At 70.5% G+C, this 25,104-nt stretch carries 22 protein-coding genes and 2 pseudogenes; 16 read left to right on the top strand and 8 right to left on the bottom strand.

Going from position 1 to position 25,104, the window contains the following annotated elements:
* Positions 1-221: 221 nt before the first annotated feature.
* From rfbF to ACE7GA_RS00100, 5 genes are all read left to right on the top strand, one after another.
* A complete protein-coding gene (gene rfbF, locus ACE7GA_RS00120) occupies positions 222-998 on the top strand; it encodes a glucose-1-phosphate cytidylyltransferase (RefSeq protein WP_376093926.1) in 777 nt (258 codons plus the stop codon).
* A 565-nt stretch (positions 999-1,563) separates the two neighbouring features.
* Positions 1,564-2,481 (top strand): hypothetical protein, encoded by a 918-nt coding sequence (locus tag ACE7GA_RS00115; RefSeq protein ID WP_376093923.1) that lies wholly within the window; start codon positions 1,564-1,566, stop codon positions 2,479-2,481.
* Between the two features lie 88 nt (positions 2,482-2,569).
* On the top strand, positions 2,570-3,157 hold the full coding sequence (rfbC, locus tag ACE7GA_RS00110) for a dTDP-4-dehydrorhamnose 3,5-epimerase (protein WP_376093920.1): 588 nt from the start codon (positions 2,570-2,572) through the stop codon (positions 3,155-3,157).
* 5 nt (positions 3,158-3,162) lie between these two features.
* A complete protein-coding gene (locus ACE7GA_RS00105) occupies positions 3,163-4,488 on the top strand; it encodes an NAD(P)H-dependent oxidoreductase (protein WP_376100536.1) in 1,326 nt (441 codons plus the stop codon).
* The gene (locus tag ACE7GA_RS00100; RefSeq protein WP_376093917.1) at positions 4,485-5,579 is read left to right on the top strand and encodes an NAD-dependent epimerase/dehydratase family protein; all 1,095 of its coding nucleotides are present in this window, start codon (positions 4,485-4,487) and stop codon (positions 5,577-5,579) included. The genes ACE7GA_RS00105 and ACE7GA_RS00100 overlap by 4 nt, the downstream gene beginning before the upstream one ends.
* Positions 5,580-5,757: 178 nt before the next feature.
* Here ACE7GA_RS00100 and ACE7GA_RS00095 read toward each other — a convergent pair whose 3' ends face one another.
* The 4 genes and pseudogenes from ACE7GA_RS00095 to ACE7GA_RS00080 form a co-directional block, all read right to left on the bottom strand.
* Entirely contained in the window at positions 5,758-6,468 is a 711-nt protein-coding gene (locus ACE7GA_RS00095; RefSeq protein WP_376093914.1) for an IS6 family transposase, read from the bottom strand.
* Positions 6,469-6,778: 310 nt separating this feature from the next.
* A complete protein-coding gene (locus ACE7GA_RS00090; RefSeq protein WP_376093911.1) occupies positions 6,779-9,970 on the bottom strand; it encodes an efflux RND transporter permease subunit in 3,192 nt (1,063 codons plus the stop codon).
* Positions 9,971-10,029: 59 nt separating this feature from the next.
* Positions 10,030-10,785: an efflux RND transporter periplasmic adaptor subunit gene (locus ACE7GA_RS00085; protein WP_376100534.1), complete on the bottom strand. Its 756-nt coding sequence runs from the start codon at positions 10,783-10,785 to the stop codon at positions 10,030-10,032.
* A 131-nt stretch (positions 10,786-10,916) separates the two neighbouring features.
* A pseudogene (locus ACE7GA_RS00080) lies at positions 10,917-11,246 on the bottom strand (biotin/lipoyl-binding protein); the annotation flags it as partial.
* Positions 11,247-11,363: 117 nt separating this feature from the next.
* Between ACE7GA_RS00080 and ACE7GA_RS00075 the strand changes: the two are divergent.
* Complete coding sequence (locus ACE7GA_RS00075) at positions 11,364-11,948, top strand: TetR/AcrR family transcriptional regulator (RefSeq protein WP_376093908.1); 585 nt, start codon at positions 11,364-11,366, stop codon at positions 11,946-11,948.
* Positions 11,949-12,024: 76 nt separating this feature from the next.
* On the opposite strand, the gene ACE7GA_RS00070 is transcribed toward ACE7GA_RS00075, so the two are convergent.
* The 3 genes from ACE7GA_RS00070 to ACE7GA_RS00060 form a co-directional block, all read right to left on the bottom strand.
* Positions 12,025-12,510, bottom strand: coding sequence for a transposase (locus tag ACE7GA_RS00070; RefSeq protein WP_376093905.1), 486 nt, complete (start codon positions 12,508-12,510; stop codon positions 12,025-12,027).
* A gap of 581 nt (positions 12,511-13,091) precedes the next feature.
* Complete coding sequence (locus ACE7GA_RS00065; RefSeq protein WP_376093902.1) at positions 13,092-14,726, bottom strand: flavin-containing monooxygenase; 1,635 nt, start codon at positions 14,724-14,726, stop codon at positions 13,092-13,094.
* A gap of 152 nt (positions 14,727-14,878) precedes the next feature.
* Positions 14,879-15,625, bottom strand: coding sequence for an SDR family NAD(P)-dependent oxidoreductase (locus ACE7GA_RS00060; protein ID WP_376093899.1), 747 nt, complete (start codon positions 15,623-15,625; stop codon positions 14,879-14,881).
* 200 nt (positions 15,626-15,825) lie between these two features.
* On the opposite strand from ACE7GA_RS00060, the gene ACE7GA_RS00055 reads away from it, so the two are divergent.
* Positions 15,826-16,323, top strand: a complete 498-nt coding sequence (locus ACE7GA_RS00055; protein WP_376093896.1) for a cupin domain-containing protein — start codon at positions 15,826-15,828, stop codon at positions 16,321-16,323.
* A gap of 21 nt (positions 16,324-16,344) precedes the next feature.
* Here ACE7GA_RS00055 and ACE7GA_RS00050 read toward each other — a convergent pair whose 3' ends face one another.
* Positions 16,345-17,178, bottom strand: coding sequence for an NADPH-dependent oxidoreductase (locus ACE7GA_RS00050; RefSeq protein WP_376093893.1), 834 nt, complete (start codon positions 17,176-17,178; stop codon positions 16,345-16,347).
* A 298-nt stretch (positions 17,179-17,476) separates the two neighbouring features.
* On the opposite strand from ACE7GA_RS00050, the gene ACE7GA_RS00045 reads away from it, so the two are divergent.
* The 9 genes and pseudogenes from ACE7GA_RS00045 to ACE7GA_RS00005 all read left to right on the top strand — a co-directional run bounded on the left by ACE7GA_RS00045 (position 17,477) and on the right by ACE7GA_RS00005 (position 25,051).
* Positions 17,477-18,478, top strand: coding sequence for a Bug family tripartite tricarboxylate transporter substrate binding protein (locus ACE7GA_RS00045; RefSeq protein ID WP_376093890.1), 1,002 nt, complete (start codon positions 17,477-17,479; stop codon positions 18,476-18,478).
* Positions 18,478-19,638 carry a pyridoxal phosphate-dependent aminotransferase gene (locus ACE7GA_RS00040; protein WP_376093887.1) on the top strand — a complete coding sequence of 387 codons (1,161 nt, stop codon included), beginning with the start codon at positions 18,478-18,480 and terminating at the stop codon, positions 19,636-19,638. The genes ACE7GA_RS00045 and ACE7GA_RS00040 overlap by 1 nt, the downstream gene beginning before the upstream one ends.
* Positions 19,639-19,824: 186 nt before the next feature.
* Complete coding sequence (locus tag ACE7GA_RS00035; protein WP_376093884.1) at positions 19,825-20,556, top strand: IS6 family transposase; 732 nt, start codon at positions 19,825-19,827, stop codon at positions 20,554-20,556.
* A 22-nt stretch (positions 20,557-20,578) separates the two neighbouring features.
* Positions 20,579-20,970: pseudogene (locus ACE7GA_RS00030) on the top strand (transposase); the annotation flags it as partial.
* An 88-nt stretch (positions 20,971-21,058) separates the two neighbouring features.
* A complete protein-coding gene (locus ACE7GA_RS00025) occupies positions 21,059-21,886 on the top strand; it encodes an IS6 family transposase (RefSeq protein ID WP_376093881.1) in 828 nt (275 codons plus the stop codon).
* A 257-nt stretch (positions 21,887-22,143) separates the two neighbouring features.
* Positions 22,144-22,551 carry a transposase gene (locus tag ACE7GA_RS00020; protein WP_376093878.1) on the top strand — a complete coding sequence of 136 codons (408 nt, stop codon included), beginning with the start codon at positions 22,144-22,146 and terminating at the stop codon, positions 22,549-22,551.
* On the top strand, positions 22,548-22,892 hold the full coding sequence (gene tnpB, locus ACE7GA_RS00015) for an IS66 family insertion sequence element accessory protein TnpB (RefSeq protein ID WP_376093875.1): 345 nt from the start codon (positions 22,548-22,550) through the stop codon (positions 22,890-22,892). Before ACE7GA_RS00020 ends, tnpB begins: the two co-directional genes overlap by 4 nt.
* Before the next feature lie 48 nt (positions 22,893-22,940).
* Positions 22,941-24,476 carry an IS66 family transposase gene (locus ACE7GA_RS00010; RefSeq protein ID WP_376093872.1) on the top strand — a complete coding sequence of 512 codons (1,536 nt, stop codon included), beginning with the start codon at positions 22,941-22,943 and terminating at the stop codon, positions 24,474-24,476.
* Positions 24,473-25,051 carry a YecA family protein gene (locus ACE7GA_RS00005; RefSeq protein WP_376093869.1) on the top strand — a complete coding sequence of 193 codons (579 nt, stop codon included), beginning with the start codon at positions 24,473-24,475 and terminating at the stop codon, positions 25,049-25,051. The genes ACE7GA_RS00010 and ACE7GA_RS00005 overlap by 4 nt, the downstream gene beginning before the upstream one ends.
* The last annotated feature ends 53 nt before the right edge of the window (positions 25,052-25,104 follow it).

The raw sequence follows: 25,104 nt of genomic DNA, 5'->3' as shown, positions 1-25,104 counted from the left end.
ACCTGGTCTCGCAAATGGCAAACCCGCTCTGGCAAAGCGCCGCGCCCGACGCGGCGTGACAAGTGATCGGCGGCTCGCAAGGTTGCGGCGCTCGCCCGGGCGCGATCGGGTGCCACGTCTCCCGCCCGGGGGGCTGTCGAAAAATTGTGGCGATCCCTGAAAACCAGAATGCGCCCGCGCGGTTCGTTCCGCGTCAAGGAGCTTGCCGGGGCCGTGTCAGCGTGAAAGTCAGCCGAGCTGTCATCCTTGCCGGCGGGTACGGCACGCGACTGATGGAGGAGACCGAAGCTCGCCCGAAGCCGATGGTCGAGATCGGCGGACGGCCGATCCTCTGGCACATCATGAAGATCTACGCGGCGAACGGGATCACCGAGTTCGTCCTCCCGCTCGGTTACAAGCAGCACATGATCAAGGCGTATTTTGCCGATTACTACCTCCACGCCGCCGACATTACGGTCGACCTCGCAAGCAACGCGGTGACGGTGCACCGGGGTACCGCGGAGTCGTGGAAGGTAACGCTCGTGGACACGGGCCTGGAGACGATGACGGGCGGTCGCATCGCGCGCCTCCGCGAGTATCTCGGCGAGGAGCCGTTCTGCATGACCTATGGCGACGGCGTCGCCGCACTCGACGTCGCCGCGCTCGCGGACTTTCACCTGTCCCACGGCCGCATCGCGACGGTCACCGCGGTTCGTCCGCCTTCCCGCTTCGGGTCCCTGGAGGTCGAGAACGGCGTGGTGCGCGCCTTTCTCGAGAAGCCGCCCGGAGACCGGCTGTGGATCAACGGCGGCTTCTTCGTCCTCTCGCCCAAGGTCTTCGACTACATCGGAGGCGACTCGACCGTGTTCGAGCGGGAGCCGCTCGAACGACTCGCGAGGGATGGAGAGCTGATGGCCCACCCGCATGAGGGCTTCTGGTACTCGATGGACACGCTGCGCGATCGGCGGCACCTGGAGGATCTCTGGGCGTCCGACCAGCCGCCTTGGAAGATCTGGTAGGTGCGCCGGGCCTGACCCGGCGGGCGGCCGCGCCTTACCACATGCCGCGTGTTACGATGGCGGTGGCGCAGTTCCGCGCGATGCCGAGGCGTGTCGCGCTTCCTTCGGTAATCGGCTGCAAGCGCGGGGAGGAGCGAGGCGGCGTGCCGAGCCCGACACGCCTCTCGCCACCGCAGACGGCAGGGCATCAAACATGTGTCAGGCCGGCCGATCGCTCTGGTCGCCGACGCTGATTGTAGTCCAAGTAATTGGCAAGGCTTCCCACTGCTCGCATCGGCGTCGCTGCCTGTCTTTCCTCCCTCCAGGTCCCTGACGGAGAGCGCTCCATGAGCATGCGCAGCAGCATGATCGTTCCGGGCATGACCCGCTCGCGCGGCGGGGGCGTCGCGCCGTCGCGGATGCGGACCATGGCCGTCATGCTGGGTCTCCCCGCCACGCTCCGCGCCGTCATTCACCGCGGGGTCGGCCCTCGATGAGGTTGCACGCGGGCCACCCCGTGCCGGCTTCGCGGGAGGCAGCGGGCCCGTTCGGTGCGGACGGCCCCGGTGATCGGGCCGACGGGGCGGTGCCCACGCTGGTCGCCTTCCAATCCCACGTCGTGACGCCGGGGGTTCTTCGGCAGTTCGCGCGTATCCGGCACGCCTGCCCGTCGCATTACCGCGCGGTGTTCCTGATGCACCTTGCGCCGGGATCGTCCCTGCCGGACGAGCTGCGGGACATCCCCCATCACTTCGTCACCACCGACCAGATCCGGACGCCGGACTATCCGGGCAAGTCGGGCGGCGATCGGTGGTCGATCTGGGAGGGGGGCCACACCGACCTGCCCTTCCTGCATCTCTGCCACGCCCATCCCGGCTTCGGGCGGTATTGGCTGATCGAGTACGACGTGTCCTGGAGCGGTCACTGGGAGAACTTCTTCGCCGCGTTCGAGCACGATCCGGCCGACCTCCTGGCGACGACGATGCGCACGGCGAAGGTGCACCCCCACTGGAATCTTTGGGACAGGCTGAAGCCACCGGGCGGGGCTCAGGACGAACTGCCGGGCGAGGTGCGCGAGAAACGTGTCGCGTGCTTCATGCCGCTTTTCCGGGCCAGCCGGCGCGCCGTCGAGACGATAGACGGCTTCTACCGAGAGGGCTGGACGGGCCATTGCGAGGTGACCTGGGCGACGCTGCTGCACACCGCGGGACTTCGGATTGCCGACCTTGGCGGGAACGGCGAGTTCGTGGCACCGCAGAACCGGGGCCGGTTCTACGAGAACACGATGACGTCCCTGGAGCACTCGCCTGGAACCTTCGTGTACCGGCCGATGAAGCTGCCCTGGCCGCGGTTGCGTCGGAACATGCTCTGGCATCCGGTCAAACCGCTCGACCTCACGATCCGGACGAAGCTCCAGGATCGGTACTGGGAACTTCATCGGAAGCTGCGCCGCGCCCTACGGGAGCGCCGCGGCCTGCTTGGGGGAAGGCGCGTGGCGCCATGACGATGGCGACACGCGCGGCCCCGTGCGGGGCCAAACCCGGCCAAGCCTGGGGCGACGTCCGGCACCCAATCACGCGGGATATGCGCGCATGAGGATCGAGGCGAGCCGCGTGTCCGGTGCGCACCTCATCCAGCCGGAGCGACGGCGTGACGAGAGGGGCTTCTTTGCCCGGATGTTCTGCGAGGACGAGTTCGCTGCCGCCGGCCTGGAGTCGCGCTTCGTCCAGATCAACAACTCGCTCACGGGGCGGCGCGGCACCCTGCGCGGATTGCATTACCAGCTACCGCCCGCCGCCGAGGTGAAGGTGGTGCGCTGCGTGCGAGGCGCGCTGTGGGACGTCGTCGCGGATCTCCGCCCGGACTCCCCGACCTACGGCCGCTGGTTCGGCGCCGAGCTGACGGCGGAGAACCGCGCGATGATGTATGTCCCGCGTGGGTGCGCGCATGGGTTCCTGACGCTGACGGATGATGCCGAGGCGCTCTACCTCGTCAGCGCGGCCTACGCGCCGCAGCAGGAGCGCGGGCTGCGCTACGACGACCCCTGGCTCGGCATCGCTTGGCCGGATAAGCCGGCGGAGCTCTCCGCGAAGGACCGGGACTGGCCACCCTTCGACCCGGCGTTCCACGGTGTCGAAGGGATGCGCGGGCTGGCCGTGATGAAGGAGGCGGTCGGTTGATCATCGTGGATCGGGCGCTCGCCCGGCGGGAGGCCGAAGGGCGCCCCATCAGGGTCGCGATGTTCGGGGCGGGCTTCATGGCGCGCGGAATCGCGAACCAGATCGTGCACTCGGTTCCCGGCATGCGGCTGGTCGCCATCGCGAGCCGCTCGGTCACCGCGGTGCACCGGGCCTATGCCGAAGCGGGACGGGAGGCCACCGAGGTCTCGACGATGGGCGCGCTTGAGGACGCGATCCGCACGGGCCGCCCCGCGGTTACCGACGACGCGTTCCTCCTCTGCGATGCGGAGGGCGTGGACTGCATCATCGACGCGACGGGGGCTGTCGAGCACGGTGCGCAGGTCACGCTCCGCGCCTTCGCGGGCGGCAAGCACGTCGTTTCGATGAACGCGGAGCTGGACGGCACCGTCGGGTCCCTCCTGAGGCGGCGCGCCGAACAGGCCGGGGTGATCTTCACGGGAGCGGACGGTGACCAGCCCGGCGTTCAGGTAAACCTGTGGCGCTTCGTGCGTTCCATCGGGCTCACGCCCCTGCTCTGCGGAAACATCAAGGGTCTGCAGGATCCCTACCGGACGCCGGCGACCCAGGCGGCGTTCGCCGCGCGCTGGGGCCAGAACCCGACGATGGTGACGAGCTTCGCCGACGGCACGAAGATCAGCTTCGAACAGGCCATCGTGGCCAACGCCACGGGCATGACGGTCGCGCGGCGTGGCATGACGGGCCTGGATCATCACGGCCACGTGGATGAGCTGGTGCAGCACTACGACGCCGACGCATTGCGCGCCCTCGGCGGCACCGTGGACTACGTGGTCGGTGCGAAGCCCGGCCCTGGGGTCTTCGTGCTGGCGACGCATGACGACCCGAAGCAGCGGCACTACCTCAACCTCTACAAGCTCGGCGAAGGTCCGCTCTACAGCTTCTATACGCCCTATCACCTCTGCCACTTCGAGGTCCCCCTCTCCGTCGCCCGCGTCGTCCTGTTCGGGGACCCCGTGCTGCAAGCATCCGAGCCGCGGGTGGAGGTCGTGACCACCGCGAAGACCGACCTTGCGGAAGGCGAGCTGCTCGACGGCCTCGGCGGCTTCCATACGTACGGGCAGGCGGAGCGCTACGCGACGGCTTCGGCGGAGCATCTGCTCCCTATGGGCCTCGCGGAGGGATGCCGTCTCCGGCGCGCGGTGCGCAAGGACGAGGTGCTGACCTACGCCGACGTCGAGATCCCCCCGGGCCGCCTCGTGGAGACGCTCCGGGCGGAGCAGGATGCCATGTTCCCCGCCGTGGCCCCGACCCGCGCATCGGCCGCGTCGGGCGAGCTCGTGGGCAACGCGTGACGACGGAGCCCGGCAGCCATATGCGCATCCTCATCACCGGCAACATGGGCTATGTCGGGCCCGTCCTTTCGCGGCACCTGCGAGAACGCTTCCCCGATGCCGTGCTGATTGGCTTCGACAGCGGTCTCTTCGCGGATTGCCTCACCGTCCCCCCCGGCGACGGCCTGCTGCCGGAGACCGTGCTGGACGCGCAGCATTTCGGCGACGTCCGGAACCTGCCGGACCCGCTGCTCGAGGGTGTGGACGCCGTGATCCACCTTGCCGCCGTGTCCAACGACCCCATGGGCAACCGGTTCGAGGCGGTGACCGAGGCGATCAATCGGGACGCGAGCCTGCGCATCGCGGAGCAGGCGCACCGCGCCGGCGTGCGCGCCTTCGTCTTCGCCTCGTCATGCAGCGTCTACGGCTTCGCCGAAGGCGGGCCGCGCACGGAAAGCGATCCGGTCAACCCACTCACAGCCTATGCCCGCTCGAAGATCGGGACGGAGGAAGGCCTCCGGCAGATGGAGCTTCCGGGTATGGCGGTGACGTGCCTTCGCTTCGCGACGGCCTGCGGGATGTCTGACCGCCTCAGGCTCGACCTCGTGCTGAACGACTTCGTGGCGGGTGCAGTCAGCGGCGGCGCCGTGACGGTGCTCAGCGACGGGACGCCCTGGCGGCCGCTGATCGACGTGCGTGACATGGCGCGCGCGATGGAGTGGGCGATCACGCGAGACGCCGCCGTTTCCGGCGGCCCCTTCCTCGTGGTCAACGCCGGATCGGAGGAGCGGAACCATACGGTGCGCGAGCTCGCCGAGGCGGTCGCGGGGACCGTGCCGGGAACGCGCGTGAGCATCAACGAGGCAGCGCCGCCGGACCGGCGGTCCTACCGGGTGAATTTCTCCCTGTTTCGGCAGCTCGCGCCGGATCACCAGCCTCGTCAGTCGCTCGGTGACTCCATTTCCGGACTCTACACCGGGCTCCGCGCGCTCGGGTTCGATGATGCAGAGTTTCGGAACTCGTCGTTCATGCGTCTCCGCACGCTGGAGGCGCACCTGCGGGAGCAGCGCCTGAGACCGGACCTGACCTGGAACCGGCGCGCGGCGGCCTGAGGTAGGGTACCAAGACGCCTCGACTACGTCGTCGACTCGTCAGTGCGCGCCCGGGCGCGCGCGGCGACGAGGGTGTTCGGGCGAGCTCGCCGCAGTGGATCGCGATGCCTCGAAAGGGTATCGTCAACTTGTTGACGCAAGGCCGAGCTTTCGCGCGTGACGGGGCGCCCGTGCACCTTCACGCTGCGGTCTGGACGCGCGGCTCCTCACGCCAAATCCGGAAGGCCTTGGCGCGAGCGCGGCGGTACTGAGCGGCAGTCATCAGATGCCGCCGTGGCCGGAAATGACCGAAGATCATCGCGTGTGCCGAGAGGAAGCGCTGTGCCTGGTCCGGTGACTTGAAGCGCTGCATCTGCCGCTCTCGCCGGCGCATCGGCCGGTGCGAGTTCTCGGCGCGGTTATTGAGATGGCGGCTCACCCGATGCCGAACCTCTGGCATCAGCTCGCGATGCGCAACGCCGTAGCTGCGTAGCCCGTCGGTCACGAGGCGCTTCGGCTTGTACTTCAGCCCGACCAGCAGGCGCCTGAGGAACCGCTTCGCCGCACTCGCATTCCTGCGCGGCTGCACGAGGATATCGAGTTCCACGCCATGCTCATCCACGGCCCGCCAGAGGTAGTGCAGCTCGCCGTTGATCCTCAGAAAGACCTCATCCAAGTGCCAGGTGTCCCCCGGCCGCGGCCGTCGCTTGCGCAGTTTGCCGGCGAAATCGGCCCCGAACTTCAGGACCCAGCGGCGGATGCTCTCGTGCGTGACGGCGATGCCCCGTTTAGCGAGGATCAGCTCGATGTCACGCAGGCTGAGGCTGAAGAGGTGATGGAGCCACACCGCGTGCCGGATGACCTCGGCCGGGAAGCAGTAGCCGGGGTAGGTGGCGGGCTCTGGCGTCATCCCGCCAGCTTCGCCCGGCCTCTTCGTTCCGGCCATCGGTCAGCAACGTGGCAATGCCCGAACCTCGGTGTGCGACCCGACGTGGGGCCCGCCGACGAGTGAGGCGCGTCGGGAGCACCGCCGCCAGGGGGGCGTGGAACCGAACCACCCAAACCATGACGCGGGACGTACCGAGCGGCAGGCTTACGGCGAGTGACGATGTTCCAGGCGCACCGGACACCTGACAAGCGAAGGGCTTGAGCACTCGTTCCCGCCTCTTGGGCCCATCCCGTCGTCGCGGAAATCAATTATCTGCCTCAACCGCCCTCGCCTACTCCCCCGCGACCGGGACGGGCCCGCGCGGCAGAGACGGCGACGCGACCTCGCCTGCCCCGGCACGGCGCCTCGACGCGAGCCGCCGCGCGACGACGTAGAAGACGGGCGTGAAGACCAGCCCGAAGAACGTCACGCCGAGCATGCCGTAAAACACCGCCACGCCGAGGCTCTGGCGCAGCTCGGCGCCTGCGCCGGTCGCGACGGTCAGCGGCAGGACGCCGAGGATGAAGGCGAGACTCGTCATGAGGATGGGACGGAGGCGGGTGCGGGCGGCCGCGACCGCTGCGTCCCACCGGCTCGCGCCATCGGCCTCGGCGGCACGCGCGAATTCGACGATGAGGATCGCGTTCTTCGCGGCCAGCCCGACCAGGACGACGAGCCCGACCTGGACGAGGACGTTGTTGTCGAGCCCCGCCCAGCGCACGCCCGCCAGCGCCGCGAGCACCGACATCGGCGCGATGAGGACGACGGCGAGAGCGAGAAGCGGGCTCTCGTACATCGCGGCGAGGACGAGGAGGACGAAGACCACCGCCAACCCGAAGGCGATCGGGGCCGTGTTCCCCGCGATGCGCTCCTGGAGGGCGAGCTCCGTCCACTCGTAGCCGAAGCCCTCGGGCAGGGCGGTACGGAGCGCCTCCTCCACCGCCGCGATCGCCTGGCCCGTCGAGACGCCCGGGAGCGCCGTGCCCTGGACCTCGGCGGCGGGGTAGAGGTTGTAGCGGGGCACGCGGTAGGGGCCCGACGTCTCGCGGAAGGTCGCGAGGGAGCCGAGCGGGACCATCGCGCCGTCGTTCGTCCGGGTGCGGAGCCGCGCGATGTCCTCCACCCCAGTACGGTGCCCCATGTCGGCCTGCGCCGTGACCCGCCAGGTGCGGCCGAGGAGGTTGAAGTCGTTCACGAAGGCCGAGCCCATGTAGACCCCCATCGCCTCGTGCACGCGCGAGATCGGCACGCCGAGCATCTCGGCGCGCGTGCGGTCCACCTCCGCGCGGATCTGGGGCGTCGCGGTGTTGAAGAGGGAGAACGCAAAGGCGACACCCGGGGCGCGGTTCACGGCGGCCAGCGCCGCCCCCGTCGCGCGCTCGAGCTCCGCGGGCCCGCGCCCCGCCCGGTCCTGGATCATAAGCTTGAAGCCGCCCCCCGTGCCGATGCCCGGCACGGGCGGGGGCGGCAGGACGAGGACGAGGGCGTCCTCGTCCGCCATGAGGCGGCGCTGGAGGTCGGCGAGGATGCCGTTGCCGGTGACGCCGAGGCGCGCGCGCTCCTCGAAGGGCCGGAGGCTCGCGAAGACCACGCCGGTGTTCGGAGCGTTGGTGAAGGTCGCGCCATCGAAGCCGACGAAGGCGACCGCGCTCTCAACGCCCGGCGTCGCGAGGATCGCTTCCGACGCGCGGCGCACGACCGCGTCCGTCCGGCTGAGGCTCGCGCCGGGTGGGAGCTGGAAGGCTGCGATGAAGTAGCCGCGGTCCAGCGGCGGGATGAGCCCGGTCGGCGTCGTCAGCACCGTCCGGCCCGTAAGGGCGAGGAGCCCGCCGTAGAGCAGGAGCAGGATGACGGGCAGGCGCACGAGGCGGCGCACGAGGCCGCCGTAGCCGAGGGAGAGGCCGTCGAAGAGGCGGTTGAAACCTCGGAAGAACAGCCGGACCGGCGCGGTCAGGCGCGACAGGCGGGTATGGCCGTGCGGCTTAAGGAGCCGCGCCGCGAGGGCGGGGGAGAGAGTCAGTGAGACGATCGCCGACAGCACCGTCGCGACCGAGATTGTGACGGCGAATTGCCGGTAGAAGGCGCCGGAGATGCCGGAGATGAAGGCCGTCGGCACGAAGACAGCGACGAGCACGAGGGCGATCGCGATGAGGGCGAAGCCGACCTCGTCCATCGTGCGCCTCGCGGCCTCGAGCGGCGAGAGGCCCTCGGCCATGTGCCGCTCAGCGTTCTCGACGACGACGATCGCATCGTCCACGACGATGCCGATGGCGAGGATGAGCCCGAACATCGTGAGCGAGTTAAGCGTGAAGCCGAGGGCGAGGAGGACGGCGAAGGTCCCGATGACCGAGACCGGAATGGCGAGGAGCGGAATGATGGCCGCCCGCCAGTTCTGGAGGAAGAGGATGACGACGAGCACGACGAGGAGGATGGCCTCGGCGAAGGTGTGGACCACCGCCTCCATGCTCTGCGCGATGAAGCGGGTGGGGTCGTAGACGACGCTCCAGCCGATGCCCGACGGGAAGGAGGGCGCGGCCTCCTCCATCGTCCGGCGCACCGCGGCGGCGGTCTGGAGGGCGTTGGAGCCGGGCCGCTGGAAGATGACGATCGCCGTCGCGATCCCGTTGTTGAGCAGCGCGTTCACGGAGTAATCGGCGGCCCCGATCTCGGTCCGCGCGACGTCGCGGAGGCGGACCGGCGCCCCACCGGCGCCCGTCGCGACCACCTGCTCGTCGAACTCCTCGGCCGAGACGAGGCGACCTCCGGCCTGAACGCTGACCTCGAAGGCTCCGGCTTCGGCGATGCGGGGAGCCTGCCCGATGGCCCCCGCGGCAACCTGGGCGTTGGCCCGCCGCAACGCGTCCACGACATCGCCGGGCGCGAGGCCACGGGCGGAGAGGCGGTCGGGGTCGAGCCAGACCCGCATCGCGTAGTCACGGGCACCGAACACCTGCGCGTCGCCGATGCCGTCGAGGCGCGCGAGGCGGTCCTTGATCGCGAGCGTCGCGTAGTTCGAGACGTATTCCGGCGACCGGCTGCCGTCCGGCGAGGTTATGTGCACGACCATCAGGAGGTCCGGCGAGGACTTGCGCACGGTGATGCCGAGGCGGCGCACCTCCTCCGGCAGCCGGGGCTCCGCGATGGCGACGCGGTTCTGGACGAGGACCTGGGCCCCGTCGACGTCGACGCCCTGGCGGAAGACGACGCTCACCGTCAGCCGCCCGTCCCCCGTGGATTGGGAGGAGAGGTAGAGCATCCCGTCGACGCCGTTGATCTCCTGCTCGATCGGCGCGGCGACGGTCGCGGCGATCGTCTCGGCGGAGGCGCCGGGGTAGAGCGCCGTGACCTGCACGGTCGGCGGCGCGATCTCCGGGTATTCGGAGATCGGCAGGCGAAGGGCGGCGATCGCGCCGACGAGGGTAATCGCGATCGAGAGAACCGCGGCGAAGACCGGGCGGTCGATGAAGAAGCGGGCGAGGCGCACGGCACGGGGCCTTTCGGTGCGGGGATGAGCGGGCCACGGGACGGACCGCGGCAGGGTCGTCAGTCGGCGGAGGCGAGCGGGCTTGGGCCGATGCGGCCCTCCTGGGCCGTGACGCGCGCGCCCGGCCGGGCGCGGTGGAGCGCGCCGACGATCACCCGGTCCTCCGGCGAGAGGCCGGAGCGGACGACCCGCAGGCCGTCGACGAGGGGGCCGAGCTGGACGGGGCGGGCCGCGACCGTGCCCTCCTGCGTCACCGTCAGGACCGCCCGGCCGGACTGGTCGGCGACGACCGCGGTATCCGGGACCATGAGGGCCCGCTCCTCTCCCACCCGCAGGCGAAGCCGCGCGAAGGTACCAGGCGTGAGGAAGAGGTCGGGGTTGGGGATCACCGCGCGGGCACGGATCGTCCCGCTCCGCGCGTCGAAGGCGCTGTCGACGAAGTCGACGCGACCCTCGTGCGGGAAGCCCTCCTCGTCCAGCAGGCGGATCCCGACCGGTGCTCCCACCGGCCCCGCGGAGGTCACGGGGCCGCCCCGCGCGGCGCGGGCGTAGCGGAGGTACTGCGCCTCGCTCGCGTCGAAGGTGACGTAGACCGGATCGAGGGTGAGGAGCGTCGTGAGGAGGGTCGTCCCGGCCTGCACGAGGTTTCCCGCATCCGCCCGGCGGTCGCTTACCCGGCCCGCCCTCGGGGCGCGGACCTCCGACCACTCCAGGTCCAGCTCGGCCTGGCGCAGGGCCGCGCGGGCGACCGCGAGACCGGCCTGTCCCTCCCGAAGGGCGCCGCGGCGCGTGTCGAGCTCCGACTCCGGCGCGATCCGCTGCTGCGCGAGGGGGCGTAACGGGCGAGCTGCTGCTCCGCGAGGGTGAGCCGCGCCTCGGCGCGGGCGACCTCGGCCCGCGCGGTCTCGACGGCGATCCGGAAGGGCCGCGGGTCGAGAGTGAAGAGGAGGTCGCCCGCGCGGACGAGGGCGCCGTCCCGGAAGTGCACCTCGGCGACCTGCCCGGAAACGCGGGGGCGCACCTCGACCCGGCTGGACGGCTCGATGCGCGCAGTGTGCTCATCCCATTGGGTGACCTGGCGGGCGAGCGGCGCCGCCACGGTGACCTGCGGCGGCGCGCCGTTGCCCTGTGCAAGGCCGGGGGTGGCGGTCCCGACGATGATGGCAAGTGCGGCGGCGGCCGCGGCACGCGGGGGCGGGACGTGGCGGGCGAGCCAGGCGGACCAGAGGTCCAGGGCCGAGGCAGGGGAGCCGGGGTTGCGATGGGGGGAGGGCATGCATTATCTCCGGGGCCGATGTTACCGACCGGTCCGTCCTTACGTTAAGTGACCGGTCAGTAACATCAAGAGGCGATTCCGTGACCCCCCATCCGGGCAGGTCGAGGAGGAGGCGACATGTCGAGCACCGCCGCTGCGCGCCCGAAGGCGGCTGAGCGGATCCAGTCCGCGGCGAAGGACCTGTTCTACCGGCAGGGCATCCGGGCCACGGGCATCGAGGAGGTGTGCCGGGCCGCCGAGGCGACGAAGATGAGCCTCTACCGCGCCTACCCGAGCAAGGACGCGCTCGTCGCGGCGATCCTCGACGAGGATGCGGCCGCCTACGACGCCTGGTTCGCGGAGGCGACGGGCGGCGCCGCGACGTCTGCCGCGAAGCTCGGGGCCCTCGTCGAGGCGGTCGCGCGGAAGATCGAGCTGCCGGAGTACCGCGGCTGCCCGCTCCTCCTCGCGCAGGCGGAATTCCCCGACCCCGAGCATCCGACGCACCAGCTCGTCGCCGCCCACAAGCGGCGCATGCGTGACGCCTTTTCGACCCTGGCCGCCGCGGCAGGCGCTGGAGACCCAGAGACGGTGGGCGATTCGATGGCCCTGCTGATCGATGGTGCCTGGTCCAGCCTGCCCTACATGGGCGGGGAGCGTGCGGCGGAGGTGCTCAGGGCCAGTGCAACGGCCGTTCTGACACGGCTTGTGGCGGATGATTGAGGCGCTACCCATCCGCGTGTGTCCCAGCGCCGAACCGGGGCTCTCCGCGGCTTCTGGTGTAGGGCGAGGCGAAGTCCTACGCGGACTGCAGGACGCGGGCGCGCAGGGGGTCGTGCTTGGCGCGCCCGAACGTCTGCTGCTTTATCAGCTTCAGCCGAGTGATCTGGCCTTCGGTCTGTCCGTTGCTCCAGGGTAGTTGCAGCGCGGCTCGGACCGCCGCCTCATCCTGCTTCAGGCCTGTGGCGAACGAGCGTAGCTCACTTTCCGCCGCCTCGGTGAGCCAGCGGTCGAGATCGTCGGCCTTGCGCTCGCGTATGATGGCCGCGAACCGCAACGCGAGGTCACGTGCCAAGGCCAACGGCACCGAGCTTGCGAGCAGGCGGCCGAGGTAGTCGTGCTCCTCTGGAGACAACGTGGACGGATCGGCGGTGAGAAGGCGCACCACGCGCCGGACCGGTGGCATGGGATTCCCCCGCTTTCGTGGCTCTTCCGCGCTTTGCGTGGAAGTCCCGGTCGACACGGTCCCGCTGCCCTGATTCAGGGTGGGGATGATCACGTCCACCGCCCTTCCAGGCTGCCTCATCGAGCGCGTGGAGCGCGGCCCTGCCGGCCTAGACCTGTTTCAGGTGGCCTGGAATCGGGACGTGATTGGCGCTGTGCGGGCCTGATGTGATTCATCGGTTATTGAAAAGGCGCCGAAGCGGGACCCTACCGAAATCCGGCCTATTGCGCTGATTCGATACAGAGAACCCACTCGATAGTGGGGTCCCGATCGGCGCCGATCGGAACCCCACCCTCCCGCTAAGATTCGCCACAAAATCGGCGACTTGCGGGCGGTATTCGGAGGGGTCCCGGTTCGGCGCTTATGCACATCCGCCCTATGTCGTGACCCCGATTATGGGAAAACGACACCAGCCGCGATCGCGGATGCGTGCCCGACGGCCTTCATGAGGTCCCGGTGCCCGCGCGCCCTCTCCCGCGGCACGCAGGACCCGTCTTCGGCGTTGTGGAGAGTGACCGGCTCGACGAGGCCGGGCCGCCCCTTCGTCCGGGGGCGGGCCCGCAGGGGAAGGGCGCATCAGGCTCCTCATGCGCAGGGCTGGAGCCGCTGACGGCGCGCCTGACCCCGATCGACGGGACGATTCAGCGTGCCAGCGCGAAGCCCTCGTATCCCCGCCCGGCGACCTCGTCGCAGACCCCGCGGTAGCGCGTCATCCCACCCGCATAGGGCATGAACGCCCGCGGCTTGCCCGGCACATTCGCGCCGAGGTACCAGGAACTCGAGGCCTGCGGCAGTAGCGTCGCTTTCGCCGCCCGGCCGACCTCCTCCATCCACTGCTCTGCGGCCTCCGGCTTCGCCTCGATCCGCTCCGCGCCACTCGCGCGCAAGTTGGCGATGCAGTCGGCGATCCACTCCACGTGCTGCTCGATCGGCACGGGCATGTTGCACAGCACGGACGGGCTACCCGGCCCGGTGATCGTGAAGAGGTTTGGGAAGCCCGGGATGCCGAGCCCGAGATAGCTCCGCGGTCCCTCAACCCAGGCCTCCCGGAGCGAGATGCCGCCCCGCCCACGCAGCCCCAACCGCAGCAGTGGCCCCGTCATCGCGTCGAAGCCCGTCGCGAAGACGATGATGTCGAGCGGATGATCCCCTGCCGACGTCCGGATCCCCGCCGACGTGATCCGCTCGACCGGCGTGGCGCGCAGGTCCACGAGGCTCACGTTGTCGCGGTTGAACGTCTCGAAGTAGTCCGTATCGATTGGCGGGCGTTTTGCCGCGTAGGGGTGGTCAATGTCGGCGAGGATGTCGGCCGTCGCTTCGGACCTCACCACCGCGCGGATCTTGCGCTTGATGAAGGACGCGGCCGTCTCGTTCGCCGCGGGATCGGTGAGCACGTCGCGGAATGTCGCGCGGAACTGTAGCCCGCCCCTGGCCCAGGCGGCTTCGTACAGCGTGTCCCGCTCCTCCGGCCCGACCTCCAGGGCCGAGCGGTCGGCGATCCGGAACGGGTGACCGTTAGTCGTCTCGCGCATCGTCCGGCGGATCGCAGCCCAGTTCTCGCGAATATGCCGCCGGGACTCGGGCGTCAGGGGTCCGTTCCGCGCGGGCACGCTGTAGTTCGCGGTCCGCTGGAAAACCGTGAGGTGCGCCGCTGTTTCGGCGATCACCGGCGCGGCCTGGATGCCTGTCGAACCCGTGCCGATGAGCCCGACCCGCTTGCCCGCGAAGACTACGCCCGCGTGCGGCCAAGCCCCAGTGTGGTGCCACGTGCCGCCGAACGTGTCGAGGCCGGGAATGTCTGGCACGTTCGCGGCGGAGAGACATCCGACGGCAGTGATGAGGAACCGGGCCGAGAGCTGCCCTCCATCCGCGCCCTGAACGCGCCAGAGGTTTGCCCGCTCGTCGTACTCCGCCGACACGACGCGAGCCCCGAAGCAGATGCTCCGGCGCAGGTCGAGCCGGTCCGCCACGAAGTTCAGGTAGCGGAGGACCTCCGCCTGCCCCGGGTAACGCTCCGACCACTCCCACTCCGCCACGAGCGCGTCGGAGAAGGTGAAGCAATATGAGTAGCTCTCCGAATCGCACCGCGCGCCGGGATAGCGGTTCCAGTACCAAGTTCCGCCGACCCCTTCCGCGGCCTCCAGCGCGAGCACGGAGAGCCCGAGGCGGTCGCGAAGCGCGTGCAGCTGGTACAGCCCCGAGAACCCCGCACCGATGACGATTGCGTCCAGGAGCGCAGCCGGAGCGACACCGCCGGCTTCGTCAGTGGTGGGCATGGGTGGATTGCCGACGGACACCAGCCACAGAGCAGCGGAAGTCCGCTCGCGGGCAAGACATTCCGCCGGCATGCCCTGTCCTCACACAGCCCTTTGACCGGAGCCGCAGGTGGATGCCGCACGCAGCAGCCCGACCACACCCACGGGCAGGATCAGCTGAGGAGCTGTCCTCCGTCTACGATGATCGTTTGCCCTGTCACCCAGCGCGCAGCGGGCCCTGCGAGGAAAAGAACGACGTCCGCCACTTCCTGCGGCGTTCCGAGACGTCCGAACGGGATGGAGGACAAGATCTGGTTGTACAGGGCGGGGTCCGACGTCCTGCGCGCCTCCCAGCTCCCGCCCGGGAATTCGATCGAGCCCGGCGCCACCGCGTTCACCCGCACCCCGTCCTTCGCGAAGGCCGCCGCCTGGCTCATCGTGTAGTTCACCAGTAAGGCCTTGACGGCGGCGTAGGCAGGCCCGCGGGCCGAGGGCCGGTAGCCCGAGATAGAGGTGACGTTGATGATGGAGCCCCGCGCCGCGCGGAGGTGCGGCGCGGCCTCGCGGCTGGCGCGGACGGTCGCCAGCACGTCCACGTTCAGGCCCTTGGCCCAGTCCTCCTCCGTGTCGCGCGGCCCGAAGCCGCTCGCGTTGTTCACGAGCACGTCGATGCCGCCAAGCGCATCCGCCGCCTCCGCAACCCAGGCGGTGATCGCGGTCGGGTCGGCGAGGTCGGTCGCCCGGGCGTGACCCATCACCCCGAGCGCCGCAACCTCGGCACGCGTTGCTTCCAGCATCTCCGCACCGCGAGCGCAGATCGAGACCGCGGCCCCGGCCCGCGCGAAGGAGAGCGCGATGGCACGACCGATCCCCCTGCTGCCACCCGCCACCAGCACGCGCTGACCTGCGAAACCCGTCATCCCGATACTTCCCCCCGCGCGAAGAACTCTGCGAGAGCGTCCGCCAGCCTCTCGCAAGGCAAGATGTCGCGCCAGCCCGGGATGGACGCAAGCGCCGCGCCTGTGTCGCGCGGCCATCGGTCGCTCCAGCCCAACGCCGTCTCCGCCTGGCCTTCGAGGTCCATCTGGCATCCAGCGCCCGCTGCGGGCGTTCCCGCGGCATGACCGAGCCAGAGACCCACCGCTTCCGTGATGACGGCCGCTTCCCGAACTCCCGGCTGCCGCTCGCCATCTATCGCCCTTTCCTGCTTCCGGATGCGGCTGCGATGGAAGCTACATTCGCGGCCCATGGCTGGTCCAACGCCTGGTGGGACGGGATCTTTCCCTGCGACCACGTCCACAGCATCGCGCACGAGGTGCTCGGGGTCTTGGCCGGCAAGATCCACGTCGCCTTCGGCGCCCCTACCGGTCGCGAGGTGGCGGTCCGGGCCGGTGACGTGGTGGTCATCCCTGCCGGAGTCGTCCACCGCAAGGCGGGCGGCACGTCCGACCTCCTCGTCGTCGGCGCCTATCCCGGAGGCGGCGATTACGACATACGCCGCGGCTCGCCGGGAGAGCACGCCGCCGCCCTCGGCGCGATCGCGGCCGTGCCGCTGCCCGCGGAGGACCCGGTCTTCGGGGAGGCGGGTGCCTTGAGGCACCTCTGGGGGCCGCCATGACACCCGCCTCCGCCCCCCGCGTCAGCGAAGGCCGAGCCCGAGCGCCCTCAGCACCTCCGACATCCGGTCGCGTCCGCCGAGATTCCCGGCGCGGCCGACGCGGTTCAGCATCCGGACCGTCCAGGTGGTACGCGCCTGGCCCGTGCGCGCCGTGAAGCCGTCGAGCGCTCCGTCGTAGTGCCGGATCCCTGCCGGCTCGGCGCCGACGTCGTAGGTCTCTCGGTGCAGGACGACGGATTGCGGCAGGCGAGGCTTGATCGCGGTGGGCACGGCCGGGTCGGCGTAGCCGACGCAGAGGCCGAACACCGCGACCGCGTTGGGGGGAAGCTCGAGCACCGCCGCGACGTCGTCCGGCCTGTTCCGAAGCGAGCCGACATACACGGTCCCGAGCCCGAGCGACGCGGCCGCGACCACGGCGTTCTGCGCAGCGAAGGCCGCATCGGCGAGGGCGACCATGAAGGACTCGAGGTAGTCCAGCCCCTCGAACCGCGTCCCAATCGCCTCACCGACCCGCTGCAGCCGGGACAGGTCGGCGATCCAGCACAGGAACAACGGAGCCTTCCGTATGAAGTCCTGCCGGGCGGAGAGTTCCGCGAGCCGGGCCCGCCGCTCCTCGTCCTGGACCGCGACGACGCTCCAGGCCTGCATGTTGGACGAGGTCGGGGCAGACTGCGCCGCGGCGACGAGGGTCTCGAGCGTCCCTTCCGAAAGCCGGTCCGCAAGGTAGGCCCGGACCGAGCGGTGGTTCAGCATGACAGCCACCACGTCATTCGCGGCGAGCGCGCGCGGGACCTCGACGCCGCCGTAGCGCTCGGATGCGAGCCGGGCATGCGTGCTGGGTTCAGGATGGTCCATCGATCGTTCCGTGCCGCGATCCACGGAGGAGTGCGGGAAGGCGGCGGCGAACTCAAGGGCGCGCCTCGATATGGGGAGGCGGACGGTCCTGGTACCTCTTGTCCCGGCCCAGCAGCCTCAACCAGTTCGACGAGCGGCGTGCTGGACCCGTGGCGGGTCGGTCCGACAGGAGGTGGAGGTTCCTGCGATCCGGACGGTGCGAACAGCCGCGCTGCCCGCAGGGCGGTGCCGCTTGGCGACACTCTTTCCAGACAGCGCGCTGGGGGGCAGGCTCGGAGGGCAGAAGACAGGCCCCAAGATGCTCCGCCGCACCGTTCTCGCCGCCGCCACCGCAGCACCCGTCGCGCGCGCCACCGCGCAGGGGACGGCGCAGGCCGTGGCCTGGCCATCGCGCCCCATCACGCTCGTGGTGCCCTTCCTTGCCGGCGGTTCGGCAGACCTGCTGGGACGGCTGCTCGCAGATCGGGTCGCGCCGCGTCTGGGCCCGCAGGCCCGCATCGTCGTGGAGAACCGCGGCGGGGCCGGTGGCGCCATCGGCAGCGAGGCCGTGCGCCGTGCTACGCCCGACGGCCACGCCCTGCTGATCGCGACGCCGTCCACCCACGCGACCATCCCGGCAACGCAGCCGAGCACCATTCCCTACGATCCCGTCGCCGACTTCTCCGCGATCGCCCTCCTCGGCCAGTCGCCGCTGGCCCTCGCCGTTCCCAACGGGTCGCCGCACCGGGATGTCGCCTCGCTGCTGGCGGACCTCCGCGCGCGGCCCGGCCGCGCCTCATGGGGCACCTCCGGCGCCGCGGGTATCGGGCACCTGACGGGCGAACTCATGGCCATCAGCGCCGGCGGCCTTCGTGCGGAGCCCGTGCACTACCGCGGCGGCTCGGCGCTCGTGGAGGCGCTGACGAAGGGCGAGCTGGACTATGCCTGGGAATCGCTCGGCTCCCTCGCGCCCTCCGCGCGCGACGGGCTGTTCCGGATCATCGCCGTCTCCACCGCGGTCCGGCACTCTTCCGTGCCGGACGTCCCAACGATGGCCGAATCCGGCCTGCCGGGTTTCCGGACTTCCACCTGGAACATCCTGCTCGGCCCGCGCGGGCTGCCGGCGGAGGTCGGCACGCGCCTGAACGCCGCCGCCAACGAGGCGATGGCGGAACCCGCGGTGAAGGAGCGTCTGGCGGCTGCCGGCATCGACGCGGTCTCCGACAGCACGCCGGCCTCGACGGCCGCCTTCATCGCCTCCGAGCTCGCGACCTATCGCGACGTCGCGGCGCGGGCGAACCTGCGCCTGGACCGTTCCTGATGCCGCGTCCCCTGGCCGGCCGCGTCGCGGGGCTCAGGCCCTCCGCCACCGTCGAGATGACGGAGCGCGTGCGCGCCGCCCGCGCCGCAGGGCGCCGCATCCTCGCGCTCAACTCCGGCGACCCGGGCATCCCGACCGATCCGCGGATCGTCGAAGCCGCGCACCGCGCCATCCTCGCCGGCGACACGCGCTATGCGCCCGCGCCCGGCGTACCCGCTCTGCGCGAAGCGCTGGCGGCGCGGGAGAATGCGCGCGCCCGCTCGGCCTATGGGGAGGGAGATATTCTTGTCACGCCCGGCGGGAAGTTCGCCCTCCTCGCCGCGCTGATGGGCACCGTCGAGGCAGGGAACGAGGTGATCGTGCCCGCCCCCGGCTGGGTCTCATACGAACCCTGCGTGCGCCTCTGCGGCGGCGTGCCGGTAGCCCTGCCGATGCTGGACCGGGTGGACCCGGAACGGCTGGCCGCCGTCGTCACCCCGCGGACCGTCGCGATCATTCTGAACTCCCCGGTGAACCCGACGGGGCGCACCATCGGCGCCGAGGACCTCGCGGCGGTGATGGCGGTCGCGGAGCGCCACGACCTCTGGGTGATCTTCGACCAGGTCTATGCCGACCTCGTCCACGCACCATCCTTCGCCCGGCCGCACGCGACACCGGCGGGGCAGGCGCGGACCTTCGTCGTGGACAGCTTCTCGAAAACCTTCGGGATGACGGGCTGGCGCCTCGGTTTCCTCGGCATGCCGCCCGGGACGGCGAAGGCCGTCCAGCGCTTCATGCAGCATTCCGTTTACTGCGTGCCGGGCTTCGTGCAGGCCGCGGGGCTCGCGGCACTGGCGCTGGAGGCCGAACTCGTCCCGGGCACCCGCGCCCGCTTCCGTGCCCGACAACTTCGTGCGGCCGAGCGGTTGAGCGCGATCCCCGGTATCGCCTGCATCGCCCCCGATGCGAGCTTTTACCTCTTTCCCCGCGTGGACGCCGACGACCGCCTCGTCGCGGCGCGCTGGCTGGAGGACCTGGACGTTTCGACGCTCCCTGGCTCAGCTTTCGGCGCGGCCGGCACCGGTCACCTGCGGATCAGCGTCACCGCGCCGGAGGCCGACATCGAGGAAGCCCTCGATCGCATCGCCCGTGCCGGCCTCCCCGTCGCGTCGGCAGCCTGACCATCGTCGTGGGCTGCACCCATCGTCCTGCACCAGCCCCGCTGTTCCGAACTCTCGGCCCCTGGGCGTCAACGGAATGGGTCGGAGGGGGTCTCCCCGCGGGTAGAGGGGTCCGGAGGACGGCAGAGGGCATTGCGACTTTGATGGCCTGTAGCCGGAACGAAGAGGCCGGGCGAAGCTGGCGGGATGACGCCAGAGCCCGCCACCTACCCCGGCTACTGCTTCCCGGCCGAGGTCATCCGGCACGCGGTGTGGCTCCATCACCTCTTCAGCCTCAGCCTGCGTGACATCGAGCTGATCCTCGCTAAACGGGGCATCGCCGTCACGCACGAGAGCATCCGCCGCTGGGTCCTGAAGTTCGGGGCCGATTTCGCCGGCAAACTGCGCAAGCGACGGCCGCGGCCGGGGGACACCTGGCACTTGGATGAGGTCTTTCTGAGGATCAACGGCGAGCTGCACTACCTCTGGCGGGCCGTGGATGAGCATGGCGTGGAACTCGATATCCTCGTGCAGCCGCGCAGGAATGCGAGTGCGGCGAAGCGGTTCCTCAGGCGCCTGCTGGTCGGGCTGAAGTACAAGCCGAAGCGCCTCGTGACCGACGGGCTACGCAGCTACGGCGTTGCGCATCGCGAGCTGATGCCAGAGGTTCGGCATCGGGTGAGCCGCCATCTCAATAACCGCGCCGAGAACTCGCACCGGCCGATGCGCCGGCGAGAGCGGCAGATGCAGCGCTTCAAGTCACCGGACCAGGCACAGCGCTTCCTCTCGGCACACGCGATGATCTTCGGTCATTTCCGGCCACGGCGGCATCTGATGACCGCTGCCCAGCACCGCCGCTCTCGCGCCAAGGCCTTCCGGGTCTGGCGCTGGAGCGCCCCCTGTTTCGACCGGACACCCGGCGCAACCGTGAGGGCCTAGGTGGAAGCCGAGGCGTGCGCCTATGTCCAAGCCTGTCGAGCGTGTCGAAATCATCACCGGCCGCGAGCGCCGGAGATGCTACTCTGCCGAGGAGAGGGTCCGGCTGGTCGAGCAGACGACCCGGTCCGGCATGACGGTCTCGGCCGTTGCCAGGCTCCACGGCGTCTCTCCCAGCCTTCTCTTCGGATGGAGGCGGCGCATGGCCGAGGGTGGCCTCGAGGCGGTCCGGGCGGACGAGGACGTCGTCGCGGCCAGCCGCGTCCGTGAACTCGAGCTGAAGGTCCGGGAGCTCGAGCGTCTGCTGGGTCGCAAGACGATGGAGGTCGAGATCCTCCGCGAGGCGCTCGACGCCTCACGGGGGACAAAACCCTCCTTGCGGCTGCCGTTGCCGCCACCGGGCGCTTCCCGGTGAAGGGTTCTGTCAGGTCTTGCGCCAAGGGTTGCGTATGGCCGGCCGGGGTAAGGCTGGTAGGCTCCCGATCCGATAGGATGGGGATTGGGGATGGACTGTGTGGCCCGCGGCTCCGCGGCCTTGGCGGAGCGGCCGGAGCGCACGGCCCGGGGCTACCGCCGGTTCCGCTGCCGCGAGTGCCGCAAGGGGTACAATGAGCGCAGCGGCGGGCTGCTGAACCGCACCCAGTATCCCTCCGACGTGATCGCGTTGGTGGTCTTGTGGCGGCTACGCTACCGGCTGACCCTGCGCGACCTGGCCGCGATGTTTCTCCAGCGCGGCTTCGTGTTCAGCCATGAGGCCGTCCGGGACTGGGAGGCGAAGCTCACGCCGGTTCTGGCGGACGAACTCCGACAGCGCCGCCGTGGCAAGGGCGGAGCTGGCCGCCGCTCCTGGCACGAGGACGAAACCTACCTGCGGGTCCGTGGGCGCTGGTGCTTCCTCTACCGCGCCATCGACCGCCGTGGCGACTTGGTCGACACGGTGCTGAGCGAGCACCGGGACATGGCGGCCGCGAAGGCGTTCTTCCGCTCAGCAAAGTCGGCTACGGGCATGACACCTGAACGCGTCACCACGGACGGTCACCGACCCTACCTCCGTGCAATCCGCTCGACGCTGGGCCGAGACGTGAAGCACCGGACCAGCGCTTACAAGAACAACAGGCTGGAGCAGGACCACCGGGGCATCAATGGGCGGATCCGATGTATGCGAGGGTTCGGGGCCTTCGAGGCGGCCGCGCGGTTCTGCCGAGGCTACGACGAGTTGCGCAGCCATCTCCGTACCCGCTCCCGCCACGCCCAGCACGTTCCCGCCAACCGTCGACGCCTGCTTCACCTCCGTCGCGCGACTGCAGCACTCGCCATTCTGCGAGCGGCGTAGGACGGCTTGGCGCACAAGGCCCGCCCCCAGCCCGTCTTGGCGCGAGTGCTGACAAATCCGATGAGGTCGGTCGTCCCGCCCGCCGGGAAGGGCACGATCATCCGCACCGGCCGCGACGGGAAGGCGTATCCGTCGTCTGAACCCCACGGTTGAGGATCGGGGCTGAACCGCTGAGGTCTGCTTTCCTGATGGGAGGGCGAGCGGTGGATGGCGACCTGATGGAGAGCGTGTCTGCGAGCACTCATACGAGTGATCGTATGAGTGCTCGGACGGAGTTCGTCGAAGTGGTGACGCGCGGGGAGCGGCGACGGCGCTGGACCCCGGAGCAGAAGTTGCGGATCGTGGCAGAGGCGATGCAGCCCGGTGTCGTGGCCAAGGAGGTCGCACGCAGGGCGGGGATCGGGACGGGTCTGCTCTACACGTGGCGGCGCGAGTTCCTCACCGCGGTTGCGCCGGCCTCGTCCTCGCCTCGGCTTCCTGCGGTTGCGGTGGAGGCGGCCGCTGCCGTGTCGCCCGCTACCGCAAGTCCACCGACGTCGACCGAGCCCGCGTCGGGGACGGGCGGGATCGAGATCGCGTTGCCGGGCGGCGCCGTCCTGCGGGTGGATGCTGCCGTGGACGAGGCCGCGCTACGGCGCGTACTCGCGGCGCTGGAGGAGCGATGATCGGTCCTGCGACCGGCACGCGCGTCTACCTCGCCTGCGGCGTGACGGATGTGAGGCGCGGCATGGATGGGCTCGCCGCGCTGGTGCAGTCGACCTTCGGCGATGACCCGTTCTCGGGCGCCGTCTACCTCTTCCGGGGCCGTCGCGGTCGGCTGGTGAAATGCATCTGGCACGATGGGCAGGGCCTGTGCCTATTCCAGAAACGGCTGGAGCGGGGCCACTTCCCGTGGCCGGTGACGAATACGGGCCGGATCGCGCTGTCAGCGGCACAGACTTCGATGCTTCTCGAGGGAATTGATTGGAGGAACCCGCAGCGCGTCTGGCGGCCGAGCGCAGCGTAGCGCAGGTTTCGCTTGCGCCGACGCGGCGGGACTTGCGACGATTCGCGCGTGACGACGCCACCCGACGAGCGCGGAGCGGAGACAGAGGAGGTGCTGCTCCTGCGCGCCGCGCTCGCAGCCGCCGAGGCCCGCATCGCCCATCTCGAGAGCATGCTGCACGCCGCCAATCGCGCGCGGTTCGGGGCGAGTACCGAGCGCGTCGACCCGGGCCAGCTCGCCCTCTCGCTCGGCCGTGAACCACCGCCCCCGCCGCCGGCGAACGACGCGCCGCGCCGGGAGGGAGGTGGAGGACGCGCCCCGGCACGCCGGAACCGCGGCTCGCTACCGCCCCACCTCGAACGCGTGGAGCGCGTCGTCGACCTGCCGAGCCGTGCCTGCCCCTGCTGCGGGAGGGACATGCACCGGGTCGGCGAGGACCGGTCGGAACGGCTCGACGTCGTGCCTGCGAGGCTGCGCGTCCTCGTCACCATCCGGCCGCGCCTCGCCTGCCGGGGGTGTGCCAGGGGCGTCCACCAGGCGCCCGCGCCGGAGCACGCAGTCGCCCGCGGGCTGCCGACCGAGGCGCTGCTGGCCCACGTCCTCGTCGCGAAGTACGGCGACGGGTTGCCCCTCTACCGCCAAGCCGGGATCCTCCGCCGGAGCGGGGTCACCCTCGACCGCTCGACCCTCTGCGACTGGGTGGGAGCCGCCTGCTGGTGGCTGCGGCCCCTCTACGAACGGGTTCTCGCCCACGTCCGGGGCCAGGCCCGGGTGTTCGTTGACGACACGCCGCTGCCTACCCTCGAGCGCGGCCTCGGCAGGACCCGCAAGGGGGCGCTCTGGGCCTACGCGGTGGACGATCGACCATGGGCCGGCCGGGCACCACCGGCCGTCGCCTACTTCTACGCCCCCGACCGCAAGGGCGAGCGCCCGGCCGCCCACCTTCGGGGCTTCCGGGGCACCCTGCAGGTCGACGGCTATGACGGGTTCAAGGCCATGGGACGGGAGCGCCGCGACGGATCGGTCGTGCTCGCCTGCTGCTGGGCGCATCTGCGTCGGCGCTTCTTCGAGGTGCACGCTGGGACGAAGTCGCCGGTCGCGGCGGAGGCCTTGCTGCGCATCGGCGAGTTCTACAACATCGAGCGCGAGATCCGCGGCCGCCCCGCCGAGGAACGCCTCGCCGCGCGCCGCGAGCGGAGCGCGCCCCGGATCGCCGCCCTCGAGACCTGGATGCGGGCGCAGCTCGACACCCTCAGCCGCGGCTCCAAGCTCGCCGAGCACATCCGCTACGGCTTGCGCCACTGGAGCGGGCCCGTGCGGTTCCTCGACGACGGCACCCTCGAGTTGGATACCAACACGGTGGAGCGCGAAATCCGGCCTGTGGCCGTTACGCGCAAGGCGGCGCTGTTCGCGGGCAGCGAGGGTGGGGGCGCGAACTGGGCGGTCGCGACCACACTCGTCCGCACCGCGCTGATGCACGGCCGCGACCCCGAGGCGTGGCTCACCGCCGTACTGGAGCAGGTGGTGCGGGGCGAGGTCCGGGCCACCAACTTCGACACGCTCCTGCCCTGGCACCCCGCCCCGGGCACGCGGGCCGCCGCGTGAGCCGCCGGGCGCGGATCCCAGCGCTGCCGCTCGACGACCTCGACACTTGGCTCGCATCCCAGCCCGACATCGCCCGCCGGAACTGGCGCGTCACCTCCATCGACGGCTTCGCAGCCGCCATCGCCGTCGGTCCCGATCGCGTGCCGATGGAGGACTGGCTCCGAGTGATCTTCGGCCCGAGCCTCCCCGAGACCCCGATGGGCCTGGGCGCGATCTCGGCCGTCATCGGGCACATGAACGCGGTCCGGCAGGGGCTCCGCCTCGACGGTGGACAGCGCTGGCGCCCGCTCTACCTCCGCGAGGAGGACGGCACCGTCATCGCCCAGCCCTGGGCCGCGGGCTTCATGTTCGCCGTCAAGCGCTGGCCCGCCGCGTGGCGCCCGATCTTCGAGACCGGCCACCACGTTACCTTCATGCTGCCGATCATCGCCCTCGAAGCCGAGGAGGAAGCCGAGCGCCTCACCGCCGGGAACCCCGAGGCGCGTGCCCACCTCGCCCGGGCCTACCACCACGTCCCCGAGGCCGTCCTCGCCATCCGCGATTACTGGCACGCCCACCGCACCCACCCAACTTGACCCCCGCCGTCGTCACACCATCAGCGGAGTGGGGCGCAGACAACGGTTACGCT

The organism is Roseomonas sp. CCTCC AB2023176 (assembly GCF_042259275.1).
Taxonomy (GTDB): domain Bacteria; phylum Pseudomonadota; class Alphaproteobacteria; order Acetobacterales; family Acetobacteraceae; genus Roseomonas.
Note: the sequence above shows the minus strand (reverse complement) of the source record. Positions and strands in the feature narration are given on the sequence as shown.

Excerpts from the sequence above, each read along its gene's own strand:
- rfbC (WP_376093920.1), top strand. The coding sequence starts at position 2,570 with ATGAGGATCGAGGCGAGCCGCGTGTCCGGTGCGCACCTCATCCAGCCG.
- ACE7GA_RS00095 (WP_376093914.1), bottom strand. The coding sequence starts at position 6,468 with ATGACGCCAGAGCCCGCCACCTACCCCGGCTACTGCTTCCCGGCCGAG.
- ACE7GA_RS00075 (WP_376093908.1), top strand. The coding sequence starts at position 11,364 with ATGTCGAGCACCGCCGCTGCGCGCCCGAAGGCGGCTGAGCGGATCCAG.
- ACE7GA_RS00065 (WP_376093902.1), bottom strand. The coding sequence starts at position 14,726 with ATGCCCACCACTGACGAAGCCGGCGGTGTCGCTCCGGCTGCGCTCCTG.
- ACE7GA_RS00060 (WP_376093899.1), bottom strand. The coding sequence starts at position 15,625 with ATGACGGGTTTCGCAGGTCAGCGCGTGCTGGTGGCGGGTGGCAGCAGG.
- ACE7GA_RS00055 (WP_376093896.1), top strand. The coding sequence starts at position 15,826 with ATGACCGAGCCAGAGACCCACCGCTTCCGTGATGACGGCCGCTTCCCG.
- ACE7GA_RS00050 (WP_376093893.1), bottom strand. The coding sequence starts at position 17,178 with ATGGACCATCCTGAACCCAGCACGCATGCCCGGCTCGCATCCGAGCGC.
- ACE7GA_RS00045 (WP_376093890.1), top strand. The coding sequence starts at position 17,477 with ATGCTCCGCCGCACCGTTCTCGCCGCCGCCACCGCAGCACCCGTCGCG.
- ACE7GA_RS00040 (WP_376093887.1), top strand. The coding sequence starts at position 18,478 with ATGCCGCGTCCCCTGGCCGGCCGCGTCGCGGGGCTCAGGCCCTCCGCC.
- ACE7GA_RS00035 (WP_376093884.1), top strand. The coding sequence starts at position 19,825 with ATGACGCCAGAGCCCGCCACCTACCCCGGCTACTGCTTCCCGGCCGAG.
- ACE7GA_RS00025 (WP_376093881.1), top strand. The coding sequence starts at position 21,059 with ATGGACTGTGTGGCCCGCGGCTCCGCGGCCTTGGCGGAGCGGCCGGAG.
- ACE7GA_RS00020 (WP_376093878.1), top strand. The coding sequence starts at position 22,144 with ATGAGTGCTCGGACGGAGTTCGTCGAAGTGGTGACGCGCGGGGAGCGG.
- tnpB (WP_376093875.1), top strand. The coding sequence starts at position 22,548 with ATGATCGGTCCTGCGACCGGCACGCGCGTCTACCTCGCCTGCGGCGTG.